Here is a 16,346-nt window from a genome sequence, read left to right on the forward strand (position 1 = left end):
GTCCTGCCGGGGCGGATCGGGCAACCTCGAAGAAGTCGATGCGGTCACCCGTCCCCACAATCCATCCATGGCAGTCACCGAAAGAGGACGCGCGGTCCACCTCTCCGCGCGCACCCACCCGCGCTCGCGCGGGATCGTCCTGGGCGGCGTCGCGGCGGGAGTCCTGCTGGCGGTGCTGTGGTCGTACGAGTTCGTCGACCACGTGATCGGCGACAACGTCGCCAACACCCTGCTGGGCCACGACGCGAAGAGCACCGCCATCGGCGGCACCGTCGCGGGCCTGGTCTTCGCCTTCGTCTCCGGCCTGGCCGGCACCTTCACGGCGTGCAACATCGCGATGGCGGCCGCGGTCGGCCCGATGAGCCAGGCCGGCGGGACGGGGGCGACCAGGGCCGGGCTGCGCGTCCTGCTGCGGCCGGTCGGCTGGCTCACCGTCGGGATGGTGGCGGTCGCCGCGACGTACGGCTTCGTGGGCGTGCTGCTCGGCGACCGGCTGCCGCAGCTGTCCACCGGCACCGTCGGCGGGCTGCCGGTGCGGCTGGTCCAGTCGATGGTCGTCTTCGGCGTGATCGGCCTCGCCTTCGTCTACCTCGGCCTGGCCGCCCTGGGCACGCTGCCGGACCCGTTCGCGCACCGGCCGGTGGCCCGGGTCGTGGTGCTCGGCGCGCTCGTCGGCGGGTTCCTCATCGGCCGGCCGTACCCGCTGTTCAACAAGCTGTTCCACTGGGCGGTGGACACCGGCAACCCGCTGTACGGCGCAGGCGCGTTCGTGCTCCAGTCGCTGGGCAACATCGCCATCGTCGCCGCGCTGTTCGCGCTGGTCATCGTGGTCACCCGGGGCCGGTTCGTGCAGTGGCTCGCCGCCAGCCCGGCGCGGACGGCCGCGGTCACCGGGGCGCTGCTGATCGCGCTCGGCGTGTTCATGGTCGTCTACTGGGACGTGCGGCTGCCCGCCATGTTCGGCTACGGCTGGTTCCCCACCATGCCGTACAACGGTTAGGCCGCCGGTCGTGCCGGCGGGCGCGGGCCCGCGCCCGCCGGGCCGGGGCCACCCGGACCTAGCCGACGTACCCGCCGACCTTGATCCGCTGCGCGGTCTCGGTGTAGGCCGACGGGTCCTCCGGAAGCCGGGTGCCGAGCCCGTCGACGTAGCGGTTGAACATGCAGAACGCGGCCGCGATCAGCACCGTGTCGTGGATCTCCAGGTCGGTCGCGCCCTCGGCGCGGGCCGCGTCGACCAGCGCGGCGCTCACGGTGCGGCCGCCCGCCTGGACGGCGGCGGCGATCCGCAGCAGGCCGCGCAGCTTCGCGGAGACCTCCGCCGTGTCCGGGTCCGCCCGGACCTGGGTCACCAGCGGCATGCCCCCGTCGAGCTGGGCGGCGGCGAACGCCGAGTGCGACGAGCAGCAGAAGGTGCACTCGTTGAGCCCGGAGACGTACGCGGCGATCAGCTCCCGCTCGCCGGCGCTGAGGGTGGGGTGCGGGGCGTGCAGCAGCGCCTCGGCCAGGGCGTTGAGCGCCACGGCGGTCTCCGGCCGGTAGCGCATCAGCCCGCTGATGCCCGGGTACTGCGTCTCGTCCAGGCCCAGATCGATGTGTGCCACGTGTCTCTCCTCGGCGTGACAGGCCGCGGCCGGCGGCGACGCGGTCCTGCTGCGCATGGTGCCGGCCCCGCCGCCCGTCCGCTTCTTCGACCGTGCCCACTGCGGCCGGCGTCCGCGGCCCGCGGGCTCTTCGAGAATGCCGTCCCCGGGGCCGGCACCTGGGCCGACACGGAGGGCGACGAGCAGGGCACGGATGCGTATTGCCGCTGCGCAGCAGCCGCTGCCACGATCGGCACCATGGTCGACACGACGCACATACGGCAGGGGGCCCGGGCGCAGTCCGGGACCATGGTGGACCGACTTCGTCAACTCGTGCACGCCGAATCCCCGCCCGGGGCGGTGCGACGCCTGCACGCCTGCGCCGACCTGCTGGAGAGCTGGATCAGCCCGCTGCTGGGCCGGCCCGCCGTGCGGGTCACCCGCGACGGGCTGCCGCACCTGCTCTGGCAGGCCGAGGACCAGCGGGTGCTGCTGCTGGGGCACTACGACACGGTGTGGCCGGAGGGCACCACGCGGGACTGGCCCTTCGCGCTCGACGAGCACGTCGCCACCGGGCCCGGGGTGTGCGACATGAAGTCCGGCATCGTGCAGCTGGTGACCGCGCTGTCCCTGCTGCCCGACCCCTCCCGGGTGGGGGTGCTGCTGACCTGCGACGAGGAGAGCGGGTCGCCGACGTCCCGGCCGCTGATCGAGCAGCAGGCCCGGCGATCGCGGGCGGTGCTGGTCTGCGAGCCGGCCACGGAGACGGGCGCGCTGAAGGTCGCCCGCAAGGGCGGTTCGCGGTACGAGATCACCGTGCGCGGCCGGGCCGCGCACGCCGGCGTGGAGCCGCACCGGGGGGTGAACGCGGCCGTCGAGCTGGCCCACCAGGTTCTCGCCGTGCGGGCGTTCGCCGCCGAGGGCACCAGCGTCACCCCGACGGTGCTCAGCGCCGGCAGCATCAGCAACCAGGTGCCCGAGTCGGCGACGTTCTGCGTCGACGTGCGCGCCTGGACCCGCGAGGAGCTCGACCGGGTGGACCGGCAGATCCACGCGCTGACCCCGCAGCTGGCCGAGGCCGCGCTCGTGGTGGGCGGCGGGATCAACCGCTACCCGTTGCAGGAGGCGGTGGCGATGCCGCTGCTGGAGGTCGCCCGGCGGGCGGGCCGCGAGCTGGGCCTGCCGCCGCTGGAGGCCGCGCACGCCGCCGGCGCGTCCGACGCGAACTTCACCGGCTCGCTGGGCGTGGCCACCCTCGACGGCCTGGGCGGGGTGGGCGGCGGGTCGCACGCCCGCAGCGAGTGGGTCGACGTGAGCCAGCTGCCCGACCGGGCCGCCCTGCTCGCCGCGACCGTCGCCGGGGTGCTCACCCGGCAGCGGCGCGGCCCGGCCCCCGCGGCCCGGGGCGTGCCCGCGCGCCTGTGAGGCGCGTCGCTGCTGGCCACGGGCCCGCGCACCGTCCATAATGGTGTGTCATGAGCAGCACCACAGGCCGGCACCCGGCCCCACCCCGCTTCGGGGTGGAGGAGGAGTTCCTCGTCGTCGACGCCGTCACCCGGGCCCCGGCGCCCCGGGCCGCCGAGGTCGTCGCGGCAGCGTCGACGTCGCTCGGTGAGCGGGTGTCCGGGGAGATCACCACCCTGCAACTGGAGACCAGGACCCACGCCTGCGGCACCCTCGGCGAGCTGACCGACCAGCTCGGCGAGGCCCGCAAGGTCGTCGCGGACTGCGCCCGGGCGGCGGGGCTGCGGGTGGTGGCCACCGGCACGGCCCCCGTCGCCGGGGCGGTGCCCCCGCCGATGACCGTCGGCCCGCGCCAGACCCGGGGCGCCGAGACCTTCCGGGGGCTGCACGACGAGCTGGCGCTGTGCGCGCTGCACGTGCACGTGGAGCTGCCGGACCGGGACCGGGCCGTGCTGGTCGGCAACCACCTGCGGCCCTACCTTCCGCTGCTGCTGACCCTCACCGCGAACTCGCCGTACTGGGACGACCGCGACTCCGGCTATGCGAGCTGGCGCACCACGGTCTGGGGCCGGTGGCCGGTGGCCGGCCCGCCGCCGGTGTTCGACTCGGCGGCGCACTACGACGAGGTGGTGGGGCGGCTGCTGGACGCGGGCGCCATCGTCGACCGGGCCACCATCTTCTGGGACGTGCGCCCGTCGGAGCGGCACCCGACGCTGGAGATCCGGGTGGCCGACTCGGCCCTCACCGCCGAGGACGCGGCGCGCTACGCGGCGCTGGTGCGGGCGCTCGTGGTGCACCTGACGGCGGCGGTGGAGGCCGGCGAGCCCGCCCCGCACGTCGCCGGGGAGCTGCTGCGGGTGGCCTACTGGCGGGCCGCCCGCGACGGCCTGGCCGGCGCGGGCGTGGACCCGCGCACGGGCCGGCTGCGCCCGGCGGCCGAGCTGGCCCGCGACCTGCTCGCCACGGTGGAGCCGGCGCTGCGCGCCCACGGCGACCACGACGCCGTCGCCCGGTGGCTGGAGCAGCTCGACGCCGACGGCACCGGGGCTCGGCGGCAGCGGGCGGTCGTGCGCGCCGGCGGGACGCTCGCCGACGTCGTCGACCGGGTGGCGGAGTGGACGGCGGGCTGACCTGCGCCGGGCGACCGGCGGCCGGTCCCCCCGGTCGGACCGCCCGGATCTGGGCAATCGCGCACAACCGGCGGCGGGTGCCGTGGGTGATGCTGGAGGGGCCCCGACCTGCTGATGGAGGCCGTTCATGGACCAGATCGCGACCACCCCGTTCCACCTGGACCGGCTGGAACCCACGCTGATGAACCGCACCGCCCGGGCGTTCGCCGACCGGATGGCGGCCCGCCGGTCGGTGCGGCACTTCTCCGACGAGCCGGTGCCGCTGGAGGTCGTCGAGGAGGCCGTCCGGGCCGCCGCGACCGCCCCCAGCGGCGCCAACCTGCAACCCTGGCGGTTCGTGGTGGTGACCGACGCCGACCGCAAGCGGCGGCTGCGCGAGGCCGCCGAGGCCGAGGAGATCGAGTTCTACACCCGCCGCGCGTCCCGGGAGTGGCTCGACGCGGTGGCCCCGATGGGCACCGACTGGCAGAAGCCGTTCCTGGAGACCGCCCCGGTGGTCATCGTGGTGTTCGAGGTGCACCAGGGGCCGCAGACCCCGAAGCCCTACTACGTCAAGGAGTCGGTCGGCATCGCCGTCGGCGTGCTGATCACCGCCCTGCACCTGTCCGGGCTGGCCACGCTCACCCACACGCCCAGCCCGATGCGGTTCCTCAACGAGATCTGCGACCGCCCGGCCGAGGAGCGCGCCTGCCTGGTGATGCCGGTCGGCTACCCGGCCGAGGGGGTCACCGTGCCGCAGCTGACCCGCAAGGCGCTGTCGGAGGTCATGGTCCTGCGGTAGACCTCACCGCCCCAGGTCCGCGGAGAAGAACTCGCGCAGGGGCTGCACGTGCCGGTCCTGCCGACGCCACTCGGCGAGCAGGTCCTCCAGCAGGTGCAGCTCCTCGACCAGCTCCCCGCCCCGGTAGCGGCGCACGACCGGGTGGATGAAGGCGCTCTCGGCGGCCCGGTCCGGCTGCGGGTGCCGCTCGATGGCGAACACGTCGTGGTAGGCGTCGCGGCCCCAGCGCAGCGAGAACGTGTAGTAGTGGCTCTCGCCGCCGAACCGGGCGACCGCGTGGTCCTCCGGCAGGTCGTGGTAGTGGCGCACCACCCCGGCGGCCGCGTCGACGACGAGGACGTCGCAGAGGAACTCGAACTGGGTCCACAGCGCCGAGCTCCAGTTGACCCGGTCCAGCACCACCTCGGTGAGCGCCTCGGCGTCGGCCGCCACCTTCTCGTACGCCAGCGGCGCGCCCTCGTACCGCTCGCGCAGCAAGGCGGTGAGCGTACGCAGGTTGTAGCGGAAGCCGTCGATGAACGCCGACGACGCCTTCTTGAAGTCACGGTCCTGGGCGAGCGTGCCGGCGAAGTAGAGCCCGTCGACGTCGACCGACTGCCAGTCGGGACGGGTGGCGGGCAGCCGCCCGCTGGGCACCATGCCGGGGCGGCAGTTGTCGGCGAAGACCGAGGTGTCCATGGCGAAGCCGGTGCAGCGCAGCACCGACTCGTACTCCATCACGGCGGTCTCGCCGTCGGCGTGGGTGTAGGTCAGGCGCACCTCGTACTTGTCGCCCACGGGGCGGATCTCGTCGATGACGCAGTCGAGCACGGAGTGCAGGGTCTTGAACTGGTAGCTGTCCAGGACCGCGCCGTGGTGGCCGCGTACGTCGCCGGGGTGCTTGGTGTTCCAGGCCAGCCGCAGCGGACGCGGGCTGGCCAGGTGGATCATGGCGGCGTGCCCGAGGATCGCCGAGGCGGTCTCGAACGCCGAGTTGCCCTTGCCGAGGATGAGCACCCGCTGGTCGGCGTAGTCGGCCGGGTCGGTGGACATGTCCTCGTAGCCGATCGCGTGCTCGATGCCGCGCACGTCGGGGATGTTGGGCCGGCCCCAGCCGGCGGCCCACACCACGCAGTCGGCGTGCAGCAGCCGGCCGCCGGCGCGCACGAGGAAGCCGTCGTCGGTCTTGGTGACCAGCTCGACGGCCGTGTCGTAGCGGACGGCGAGGCCGTGGTGGCGGGCGAAGTCGCCGAGGTAGCGGACCATGTCGTCGGCGGAGGGGAAGTATTCCCGGCTGTAGTCGGCGAACGGCAGGTCGGCCGGGGTGTGCAGCAGCGAGTTCCAGTCCCAGCGCAGCCGGATCTCGGGGTCGGTGCTGGTGGTGTGCACCTTGTTCAGAGAGATCAGCTTGCGGTGGCGGGGGAAGCGGCGGAAGAACTCGCCGGGTTCGGCCGCGCGTTCCAGCGTCAGGTAGTCGCTGCCGGCCTGCTGGAGGTAGTAGCTCAGCTGAAGGCCGGCCGGGCCGGCGCCGATGATCAGGTAACGGTGGTGCTCGGTGCCCTCTGGCAAGTCGGTCATGGTTGCTCCCGCGTCGAGTACCCATGACCATTGTGGATAAATGCACTTAAGTCAATACATATCAAGGTCGGATGGTGCCGCCGAAGGACGAATCCGGGTCCTGCCGGCGGCCCGCCGCCCCCGCCGGACGGGCGGGGGCGGCCGGCCTGCGGGCGGCGGCTCAGGCGGGCTGGGCGGCCGGCTCGCGGTGGCCGCTGACCTTCGCCGCCGGCATCGGCCCACCCTTGGCGGTGCCGGTCATCTCGTCGCCGTCGATCGTCACGTCGAAGGCCAGGTCCATCCGCATCGGCTTCTTGATCGACTGGTACCAGGACAGCCGGTTGCCCTCCAGCGTGAGATCGTTCAGGGTGAGCGTCTCCTTCTCGCCGCGGGAGATGCCCTGCAGGACGCCGTCCTTGCTGAACAGCTCCAGCTCGGTGCGGCGGACGCCGAACGGGGTGGCCACGGCCACCTTCCAGAATCCCTCGACAGACACGGCGGCTTCCTCTCTTCCCGGGGTCCCGGGCGGGGCGGTCCCGCAGGACGACGCCCGGGCGGCGCCTCGGGCAGCGCCGTCACCCACGCTAGCCATCGCGCCGGCGGCAGTTAGTCGCCATATTGCCGTCTTGCGCCGGCGGATGGACACAGCGGGTCAACGCGGCGAGACCGACCAATAGGGATCCGACGCGTCAAATCGTCCGCTATACGCGAACTAAACCGCCCGCTTCCTGCGAAAACGTCGGGAGCAATGTGAAAGAAGCGCGCCCCGGCGCCACCGTCGCACGATGAACCTGGCCTGATCCGGTCGCCGAGCATCCACTTTTCCCGCCCGCCGCAGGAGGACACCAGGCACGCCAGAAAACAGATTCGCCGCACCGACGGATAATTGCCGGGGAAACCATCTTCCGCCGGCCGGACCGTCGCGCCGCGAAGCCCCCGACGTCAGGCGACACTCCCCCACCCCTTGCCGCGCAGCGACCCGGGACCCGCCCGTGGAACACCGCCGCGGTGATGCCGTCTGCCCTGTTCACGCCATCGGCTTTGGCAGAAGCCGATGGCACTGTTGTAAGGAGACCGTACCGTGCTGGGTCAACGCGCACGCTCGCTCAGTCCCGGAATAGTCGCGATTCTACTCGTGGCCTCGCTCTTTTTCATCATCGACAGCCGCGTGTCGGTCGCCGGCGCCGACGAAGCCGCCACGAAGTACCGCTTCACCGAGCAGTCGATCGCCTACCCGGACGGGTACGACCAGCTACCGAAGAAAACGATTCGCGACGTCAACCGCTCGTACCACAAGATCCGGGCCTGGATCTCCTCGGTCGGCGCGAGCATCGCGATCAACGACCTGACCGGCCACGGCCGCGCCAACAGCCTCTGCTTCGTGGACGTGCGCACCGACAAGGTCGTCGTGACCTACGCGCCCACCGCGCCCAAGGAGGACCAGTTCGCGCCGTTCATCCTCGACCCGGCGCCGCTGCCGTTCGACGACACGATGGCGCCGATGGGCTGCGTGCCGGGCGACTACAACCTCGACGGCCGGATGGACCTGATGGTCACCTACTGGGGCCGGGTGCCGATCCTGTTCCTGCACAAGGCCAGCGCGACCACGGTGTCCAACGCCACCTACCAGCGCCAGGAGCTGCTGCCGCAGAGCTCGCCCGACGGGATCTACCACGGCCCGAAGTGGCACACCAACGCCTCGCTGGTCAGCGACCTCGACGGCGACGGCAAGCCGGACGTGGTGATCGGAAACTACTTCCCCGAGTCCGACGTGCTCAACACGCGGGGCCAGGACAACGTCGAGATGAACGAGACGCTGTCCAGCGCCACCAACGGCGGCGGCAGCCACGTCCTGCGCTGGGTGTCGGCGACCTCGGGCGACAACCCGTCGGTGACCTTCGTGCCGGAGCGCGCCGCGATCCCGTTCGTCGCGTCGACCGGCTGGACGCTCGGCCTCAACGCCGCCGACCTCACCGGCCGGGGCCTGCCCGACGTCTACGTCGCCAACGACTTCGGCCACGACCACCTGCTGCACAACGTCTCCCGGCCGGGCCGCATCGAGTTCAAGGTCGCCCGCGGCGAGCGCACCCCGACCACGCCCAAGTCGTTCGTGCTCGGCAACGGCTCGTTCAAGGGCATGGGCATCGACTTCGGCGACCTCGACCGCAACGGCAGCTTCGACATGATGGTCTCCAACATCACCACGGCCTGGGGCCTGGAGGAGAGCAACTTCGTCTGGATCAACAAGGCCCGCGACGAGCGCGACATGCTCACCAAGCTCGACAAGGGCGTCGCCCCGTTCACCCAGGAGGCCCGCCCGCTCGGCCTGGCCTGGAGCGGCTGGGGCTGGGACGTGAAGTTCGGCGACTTCCTCAACAGCGGCGACCTGGAGGTCGTGCAGACCCTCGGCTTCGTCAAGGGCAAGATCGACCGCTGGCCGTGGCTGCAGGAGATGGCCATGATGAACGACGACCTGATGTCCAACCCGGCGATGTGGCCGAACATGCAGCCCGGTGACGACATCGCCGGCAGCCAGCCGCTGGCGTTCTTCGCCCGCACCGAAAGCGGCGAGTTCGCCAACATCACCAAGCAGGTCGGCCTGGACGTGCCGATCCCCACCCGGGGCATCGCCACCGCCGACACCCGCGGCATCGGGGCGCTGGACCTCGCCGTGGCCCGGCAGTGGGGCGCGCCGGCGTTCTACGCCAACGAGGCGCCCGCCAAGGGCAACTACCTGAACCTGCGGCTGTACCGGCCCGCGGTCGGCGCCGCGGAGGGCCAGATGCTCTGCACCCCGGCGTACGGCGCCACCGTCACGGTCACCACGCCGGACGGCCGTAAGCAGATCTCCCAACTCGACGGCGGCAGCGGCCACGGCGGCAAGCGCAGCTTCGAGGTCCACTTCGGGCTGGGGGCCAGCAGCGGCCCGGTCACCGTCGACATGCGTTGGCGCGACCTCAGCGGCCAGCAGCACCGCACCAGCCAGCAGCTCACCGCCGGCACGCACACCCTCGTGCTGACCGACCGCGTCGAGGAGGTTCCGAACCGATGACCACGATCGCCCCGCCCCCCAGCATCGACACCGCGCCCGCGGCGCCCATCCGCCCCGCGCCGGCCAAGCCCGAGCCCGACCGCCGTTACCTGGCGCTGCGCAACTTCGCCATCTCGATCAGCGTCTTCAACATCTTCGGCTACACGCTGCTCGGCTTCGAGCAGCCGTGGCTGTGGCCCATCTTCGCGGTGCTCACCGGCTACGCCACCGAGCTGACCTTCGAGCTGATCCGGGCCCGGGCCAAGAAGGAGGCCCCCCGGTTCCTCGGCGGCGGCGCCCGCCGGGTGTACGAGTTCCTGCTGCCCTCGCACATCACCGCGCTGGCCTGCAACATGCTCCTGTACGCCAACGACATGTTCCTGCCGATCGCGTTCGCCGTGATCGTCGGCGTGACCGGCAAGTACGTCTTCCAGGCCCCGGTCTACGGCCGGATGCGGCACTACATGAACCCGTCGAACTTCGGCATCACGATGGCGCTGGTCTGCTTCGGCTCCTGGATCTCCATCGCCCCGCCGTACCAGTTCACGGAGAACGCCAACACGTACTTCCGGATCATGATCCCGATCATCATCGTGACCGCCGGCACCGTGATCAACGCGCTGCTGACCCGCAAGGTCCCGCTGATCGTGGGCTGGCTCGGCGGCTTCGCCATCCAGGCGTTCCTGCGGGCCTGGATCTGGGACGTGGCCCTGTTCTCGGCGCTGGCCGTGATGACCGGCGTGGCGTTCGTGCTCTTCACCAACTACATGATCACCGACCCGGGCACCACCCCGGTCAAGCCGATGAACCAGTTCATGTTCGGCTCCGGCGTGGCCATGGCCTACGGCGTCCTGATGCTGTTCAACGTCGTCTACACCCTCTTCTTCGCGGTGGTCGTCGTCTGCGGCATCCGCGGCATCGGCTGGTGGATCGCGGACATGCGCAAGAAGTCCCGGGCCGCAGCCAAGCTGACCCTCGACACCCCCAGGAGCATCGCGTGAGCGACCGGATAGCCGTCGTCGGGATCGCCTGCCGCTATCCCGACGCGGAGGACACCAACCAGCTGTGGGAGAACGTGCTCACCGGCCGCCGGGCGTTCCGCCGGCTGCCCGACGAGCGGATGAACGCCGAGGACTACTACTCCCCCGACCCCGCCGCGCCCGACCGGTTCTACTCGGCCAAGGCCGCCGTCATCGAGGGCTTCGAGTTCGACCGGGTCAAGTACAAGATCGCCGGAAGCACCTTCCGGTCCACCGACATGACGCACTGGCTGGCCCTGGACACCGTCGCCCGGGCCCTGGCCGACGCCGGCTTCGCCGACGGCGAGGGGCTGCCGCTGGCCACCACCGGCGTCGTCATCGGCAACACCCTCACCGGCGAGTTCAGCCGGGCCAACCTGCTGCGGCTGCGCTGGCCGTACGTGCGGCGCACGGTCGGGGCGGCGCTGCGTGAGCAGGGCTGGGACGACGCGGCCGTCGGCGCGTTCCTCGACGAGCTGGAGCCGCGCTACAAGGCGCCGTTCCCGCCGATCGACGAGGACACCCTGGCCGGCGGGCTGGCCAACACCATCGCCGGCCGGGTCTGCAACCACTTCGACTTCAAGGGCGGCGGCTACACCGTCGACGGGGCCTGCTCGTCGTCGCTGCTGTCGGTCGCCACCGCCTGCAACGCCCTGGCCCGGGGCGACCTCGACGCCGCCGTCGCCGGCGGCGTGGACCTGAGCATCGACCCGTTCGAGGTGATCGGCTTCGCCAAGACCGGCGCGCTGGCCACCGGCGAGATGCGGGTCTACGACCGCAACTCCAACGGGTTCTGGCCCGGCGAGGGCTGCGGCATGCTGGTGCTGATGCGCGACGAGGACGCGGTCGCGCGCGGGCTGCGCCGGCACGCCGTCATCGCCGGCTGGGGCTACTCCTCCGACGGCAAGGGCGGCATCACCCGGCCGGAGGCCAGCGGGCACCGGCTGGCCATCCGCCGGGCGTACGAGCGGGCCGGCTTCGGCATCGACTCGGTGTCCTACCTGGAGGGTCACGGCACCGGCACCGCCGTCGGCGACGCCACCGAGCTGACCGCGTTCACCGAGGCCCGGCGGGAGGCCGACGCGACGGCGGCACCCGCCGCGATCAGCACCGTGAAGGGCAACTTCGGCCACACCAAGGCCGCCGCCGGGGTCGCCGGGCTGCTCAAGGCGATCCTCGCCGTACGCCAGCAGGTCATCCCCCCGGCCACCGGGCACGTGGACCCGCACCCGGTGCTCGACGTGGAGCAGCCCGCCCTGCGGGTGCCCGCCACCGCGGAGCTGTGGCCGGCCGACAAGCCGATCCGCGCGGCCGTGTCGTCGATGGGCTTCGGCGGCATCAACGCGCACGTGGTCGTCGAGAGCGCGGAGAGCGGCCGGCGCACCCGCATCGGGGCGTCGACGACCGCGCTGGTGCGCTCCCGGCAGGACACCGAGCTGCTGATGTTCGACGCGCGCACCCCGCAGGAGCTGGGCTCGCGGCTGTCGGACCTGGCGCCGTGGGTGGGCCGCCTGTCGTACGCGGAGCTGGGCGACCTGGCCGTGACCCTGGCCGGGAAGCTGGCCGGGCGGCCGGTGCGGGCGGCGGTGGTCGTCGCCTCGCCCGAGCAGGCGCGGCAGCGCCTGGAACGGCTGGTCGAGCTGGTCGACGCGGGCGAACAGCGGGTGATCGACGCGGCCGGCGGCGTCTTCCTCGGCGCGGCGGGCCCCGCCCCCCGGATCGGGTTCCTCTTCCCCGGCCAGGGCGCGGGCCGGCGGGCCGACGGCGGCGCGCTGCGCCGCCGGTTCGAGGAGATCGACGCCCTCTACCAGGCGCACCAGCCGCCGCCCGGCGCGGACCTGGTGGCCACGGCCGTGGCGCAGCCGCGGATCGTGACCGCGTCGGTCGCGGGCCTGCGGGCGCTGTCGATGCTCGGCATCCGGGCCACCGGCGCGGCCGGGCACAGCCTCGGCGAGCTGACCGCCCTGCACTGGGCCGGCGCGATGGACGAGCAGACGCTCATCGCGACCGCCGGCGCGCGGGGACGGATCATGGCCGACGCCAGCGCCGGCGACGGCACGATGGCCAGCATCTCCGCCGCCCCCGAGGCGGTGGAGCCGCTGCTGGCCGGCACGCCGGTGGTCATCGCCGGCTACAACAGCCCGCAGCAGACCGTGGTCTCCGGCCCGGTCGACGCGGTGCTGCGGGTCGGCGCGGCGGCCGAGCGGGCCGGGCTGTTCTGGACCCGGATCGCGGTGTCGCACGCCTTCCACTCCGAGGCCGTCGCCCCGGCGGCGGTCGCGTTCGCCGAGCACCTGCGCGGCGGGAGCTTCGCGCCGCTGGCGCAGCCGATGGTCTCCACGGTCACCGGCGACGTGCTGCCGGCCGACACCGACGTGCCGGAGCTGCTGCGCCGGCAGGTGCTGGACCCGGTGCGGTTCACCCAGGCGGTGCGCCGCCTCGCCGACGACGCCGACCTGCTGCTGGAGGTCGGCCCGGGCCGGGTGCTGCGCGGGCTGGCGGCCGACATCGCCCCGGAGGTGCCGACGGTCTCGCTGGAGACCGACAGCCTCTCCCTCGCCGGGCTGCTCAACGCCGTCGGGGCGGCGTACGCGGCGGGCGCGGCGGTGAACCACGAGGCGTTGTTCCAGGACCGGTTCGCCCGGCCGCTGGAGCCGGGCCGGCCGCTGCGGTTCTTCGCCAGCCCCGCCGAGTCGGCCCCGGCCGGGGACTTCGCGGTGGCCCGTACCGCGCAGGAGCTGGCCGCCGTCGCGGCCGCGCCGGACGGCGCGTCGGTGGCGGTGTCCGGGCCCGGCGCCACCCTCGACAGCCTGGAGCTGCTGCGCCGGCTCGCCGCCGAGCGGGCCGAGCTGCCGCTGGAGGCGGTGCGGCCGGACAGCCGGCCGCTGGACGAGCTGCACCTCAGCTCGATCACCGTCGGCCAGATCGTCAACCAGGCCGCCCGGGAGCTCAACGTGGCCGCGCCGACGCTGACCTCCAGCTACGCCACCGCCACGGTGGCGGAGATCGCGCAGATCCTCGACGACGCCGCCGGCGACGCGGCCGGCGGCGACGAGCAGGAGGCGTCGATCGCCGGGGTGGCCCCGTGGGTGCGGGCGTTCGCCGTCGACCTGGTGCCCACCGAGGTGGGGCCGCGCGTCGGCGCCCCGGCCGACGGGGAGTGGCAGGCGTTCACCGCCGGGCACAACCCGCTCGCCGAGCCGCTGCGCACGGCGCTGCACCAGGCCCGGGTGGGCGGCGGGGTGCTGTTGTGCCTGCCACGCGACGGCCAGCCCGAACACATCCCGGTGCTGCTGCGGGCCGCCCGGGCCGCGCTGGCGCAGGGCGGCGCCGTGCGGTTCGTGACGGTGGGTGACCGGCGCACCGCCGCCGGCCTGGCCAAGACGCTGCACCAGGAACACCCGGAGATCGCCACCACGGTGGTCACCCTGCCGCTGGTCGACGAGCCCACCGAGGAGTCGCTGGCGGCCGCGGTGACCCGGGTGGTCGCCGACGTGGCGGCCACCGCCGGGTTCAGCGAGGTCCACTACGACGCCGACGGCAACCGGCACGTGCCCGTGCTGCGGCCGGCGGCCCTGCCGCCCAACGGCGGGCCGGGGCTGGGCGTGGAGGACGTGCTGCTGGTCACCGGCGGCGGCAAGGGCATCACCGCCGAGTGCGCCCTGGCGCTGGGGCGGGACACCCTCGCGGCGGTCGGCCTGATCGGCCGCTCCGACCCGGCGACCGACGCGGAGCTGGCGGCCAACCTCGACCGGCTCACCGCCGCCGGGGTGCGCTTCCACTACGCCCGCGCGGACATCACCGCGCTGGACGAGGTGAAGGCGGCCGTCAACGACATCGAGCGGGTCCTCGGCCCGGTGACCGGCGTGCTGCACGGCGCCGGCCGCAACGAGCCGACGGCGGTGGCCAACCTCGACGAGGCGACGTTCCGGCGGACCCTCGCCCCGAAGATCGACGGGCTGGAGGCCGTGCTCGCCGCGACCGACCCGCACACGCTGCGGCTGCTGGTCACCTTCGGCAGCATCATCGGCCGGGCCGGGCTGCGCGGCGAGGGGCACTACGCCACGGCCAACGACTGGATGACCGACCTGACCCGCAAGGTCGGCGAGGACTACCCGCACATCCGGTGCCTGGCCCTGGAGTGGTCGGTGTGGTCCGGGGCCGGCATGGGCGAACGGCTCGGGGTGCTGGAGGCCCTCACCCGCGACGGCATCGCGCCGATCCCCGTGGAGGCCGGCATCGCCACGCTGAAGGAGGTGCTGGCCAGCCCCGCGGCCCCGCAGGCGCTGGTGGTGATGGGCCGCGCCGACGGCCTGGCGACGGTCACGCTGGAGCGGCGCGAGCTGCCGCTGCTGCGCTTCGTCGACCGGCCGCAGGTGCACTACCCGGGCGTGGAGCTGGTCGTGGACGCGGACCTCACCGCCGACGACGACCTCTACCTGGCCGACCACCTGCTCGACGGGGACCTGCTCTTCCCCGCCGTGCTGGGCATGGAGGCGATGGCGCAGGCGGCGTCGGCGCTCACCGGGCGCACCGAGGCCCCGGTGCTGGAGGACGTCGAGCTGCTGCGGCCGATCGTGGTGCCGCCCACCGGCAGCAACACGATCCGCATCGCGGTGCTCGCCGCCGCCGACGGCACGGTCGAGGCGGTGGTGCGCAGCAGCGACACCAACTTCGCCGCCGACCACTTCCGGGCCCGGCTGCGCTGGGACCGGCCGCTGCGGGTCGAGGCCCGGGCGGGCACCGCCGCCGCGGGGCTGCTGCCGATCGACCCGGCCCGCGACCTGTACGGCCCGGTGCTGTTCCAGGGCCGGCGGTTCCAGCGCCTGCTGGGCTACCTGGACCTGGCGGCGAAGAGCTGCACGGCGCGGGTGTCCAACCGGCCGGTCGACGCGTGGTTCGCCCGGTACCGCCCCGGCGACCTGGTCCTCGGCGACCCGGGCACCCGGGACACGGTGATGCACGCGTTGCAGTGCTGCGTGCCCGACGCGACGCTGCTGCCGGGCGCGATCGAGCGGCTGCACCTGGCCGACCCGAAGGTCGCCGCGACCCTGGACACGGTCACCATCCACGCGGTGGAGCGGCTGCGCCAGGGCGACACCTACCACTACGACGTGGACGTCTGCGACGCCGACGGCAACCTCGTCGAGCGGTGGCAGGGGCTGCGCCTGCACGCCGTGCGCAAGCAGGACGGCACGGGGCCGTGGCTGCCGGCGCTGGTCGGCCCGTACCTGGAGCGGCGGGTCGGCGCGTTCCTGCCCGACGAGCTGCGCGTCGTGGTGCGGCCCGACGACTCCGACGCCGCCGGCACCCAGGCCCGCCGCCGGCAGACCGCCCGCGCGGTGAGCTGGGCGCTGGGCACGGAGACGACGGTGCGGTACCGGCCGGACGGCAGGCCGGAGGTCGACGGCGACGTCCGGATCTCCGCCTCGCACGCCGCCGGGGTCACCGTCGCCGTGGCCGGCGCCTCGGCGGCGGTGGGCTGCGACGTGGAGCTGGCCGCGGCCCGCTCCGCCGACGAGTGGGCCGGGCTGATCGGCGCCGACGGCCTGGCCCTGGCCACGCTGCTGGCCCGGGAGCAGGGCGAGGACCTGTCGGTCGCCGCCACCCGGGTCTGGGGCGCGGTGGAGTGCCTGCGCAAGAACGGCCACGCCCGGGTCGACCTGGTGGCCGAGCCGAACGGCACGGCGGGCTGGGTGGCCCTGCGGTCGGGGGCGGCGCGCATCGCCACCTTCGTCACGACGCTCAACGACGTCGCCGACCCAGTGGTGTTCACGATGCTGGCGGAAGGAAGCAGGTGAA

10 protein-coding genes are annotated in these 16,346 nt (G+C 73.5%); 7 read left to right on the top strand and 3 right to left on the bottom strand.

What is annotated here, in order from left to right; genetic code table 11:
* The first annotated feature begins 67 nt into the window (after positions 1–67).
* On the top strand, positions 68–1,000 hold the full coding sequence (locus O7633_RS03210; RefSeq protein WP_074476338.1) for a hypothetical protein: 933 nt from the start codon (positions 68–70) through the stop codon (positions 998–1,000).
* 58 nt (positions 1,001–1,058) lie between these two features.
* Here O7633_RS03210 and O7633_RS03215 read toward each other — a convergent pair whose 3' ends face one another.
* On the bottom strand, positions 1,059–1,604 hold the full coding sequence (locus O7633_RS03215; protein ID WP_282325921.1) for a peroxidase-related enzyme: 546 nt from the start codon (positions 1,602–1,604) through the stop codon (positions 1,059–1,061).
* Positions 1,605–1,841: 237 nt separating this feature from the next.
* On the opposite strand from O7633_RS03215, the gene O7633_RS03220 reads away from it, so the two are divergent.
* The 3 genes from O7633_RS03220 (at position 1,842) to O7633_RS03230 (ending at position 4,958) form a co-directional block, all read left to right on the top strand.
* Positions 1,842–3,008 (top strand): M20/M25/M40 family metallo-hydrolase, encoded by a 1,167-nt coding sequence (locus tag O7633_RS03220; RefSeq protein WP_282325923.1) that lies wholly within the window; start codon positions 1,842–1,844, stop codon positions 3,006–3,008.
* 50 nt (positions 3,009–3,058) lie between these two features.
* Positions 3,059–4,177, top strand: coding sequence for a glutamate--cysteine ligase (locus O7633_RS03225; protein ID WP_282325925.1), 1,119 nt, complete (start codon positions 3,059–3,061; stop codon positions 4,175–4,177).
* Between the two features lie 181 nt (positions 4,178–4,358).
* On the top strand, positions 4,359–4,958 hold the full coding sequence (locus O7633_RS03230; protein WP_219825125.1) for a nitroreductase family protein: 600 nt from the start codon (positions 4,359–4,361) through the stop codon (positions 4,956–4,958).
* A 3-nt stretch (positions 4,959–4,961) separates the two neighbouring features.
* Here the strand turns inward: O7633_RS03230 and O7633_RS03235 are convergent, their stop codons facing one another.
* Together O7633_RS03235 and O7633_RS03240 are read right to left on the bottom strand one after the other, a co-directional pair.
* Positions 4,962–6,515: an NAD(P)-binding domain-containing protein gene (locus O7633_RS03235; RefSeq protein WP_178065371.1), complete on the bottom strand. Its 1,554-nt coding sequence runs from the start codon at positions 6,513–6,515 to the stop codon at positions 4,962–4,964.
* Between the two features lie 160 nt (positions 6,516–6,675).
* Entirely contained in the window at positions 6,676–6,990 is a 315-nt protein-coding gene (locus O7633_RS03240) for a hypothetical protein (RefSeq protein ID WP_043969055.1), read from the bottom strand.
* Positions 6,991–7,629: 639 nt separating this feature from the next.
* Between O7633_RS03240 and O7633_RS03245 the strand changes: the two genes are divergently transcribed.
* The 3 genes from O7633_RS03245 to O7633_RS03255 are packed head-to-tail and all read left to right on the top strand — an operon-like array spanning position 7,630 to position 16,345.
* Positions 7,630–9,546 (top strand): CRTAC1 family protein, encoded by a 1,917-nt coding sequence (locus O7633_RS03245; protein ID WP_282325929.1) that lies wholly within the window; start codon positions 7,630–7,632, stop codon positions 9,544–9,546.
* Positions 9,543–10,526 (top strand): enediyne biosynthesis protein, encoded by a 984-nt coding sequence (locus O7633_RS03250; RefSeq protein WP_282325930.1) that lies wholly within the window; start codon positions 9,543–9,545, stop codon positions 10,524–10,526. Before O7633_RS03245 ends, O7633_RS03250 begins: the two co-directional genes overlap by 4 nt.
* Complete coding sequence (locus O7633_RS03255) at positions 10,523–16,345, top strand: type I polyketide synthase (protein ID WP_282325931.1); 5,823 nt, start codon at positions 10,523–10,525, stop codon at positions 16,343–16,345. The genes O7633_RS03250 and O7633_RS03255 overlap by 4 nt, the downstream gene beginning before the upstream one ends.
* Position 16,346 lies beyond the last annotated feature (1 nt).

It is taken from the genome of Micromonospora sp. WMMD712 (assembly GCF_029581295.1).
Taxonomy (GTDB): domain Bacteria; phylum Actinomycetota; class Actinomycetes; order Mycobacteriales; family Micromonosporaceae; genus Micromonospora; species Micromonospora carbonacea.

Excerpts from the sequence above, each read along its gene's own strand:
- O7633_RS03225 (WP_282325925.1), top strand. The coding sequence starts at position 3,059 with ATGAGCAGCACCACAGGCCGGCACCCGGCCCCACCCCGCTTCGGGGTG.
- O7633_RS03250 (WP_282325930.1), top strand. The coding sequence starts at position 9,543 with ATGACCACGATCGCCCCGCCCCCCAGCATCGACACCGCGCCCGCGGCG.
- O7633_RS03220 (WP_282325923.1), top strand. The coding sequence starts at position 1,842 with ATGGTCGACACGACGCACATACGGCAGGGGGCCCGGGCGCAGTCCGGG.
- O7633_RS03230 (WP_219825125.1), top strand. The coding sequence starts at position 4,359 with ATGAACCGCACCGCCCGGGCGTTCGCCGACCGGATGGCGGCCCGCCGG.
- O7633_RS03210 (WP_074476338.1), top strand. The coding sequence starts at position 68 with ATGGCAGTCACCGAAAGAGGACGCGCGGTCCACCTCTCCGCGCGCACC.
- O7633_RS03235 (WP_178065371.1), bottom strand. The coding sequence starts at position 6,515 with ATGACCGACTTGCCAGAGGGCACCGAGCACCACCGTTACCTGATCATC.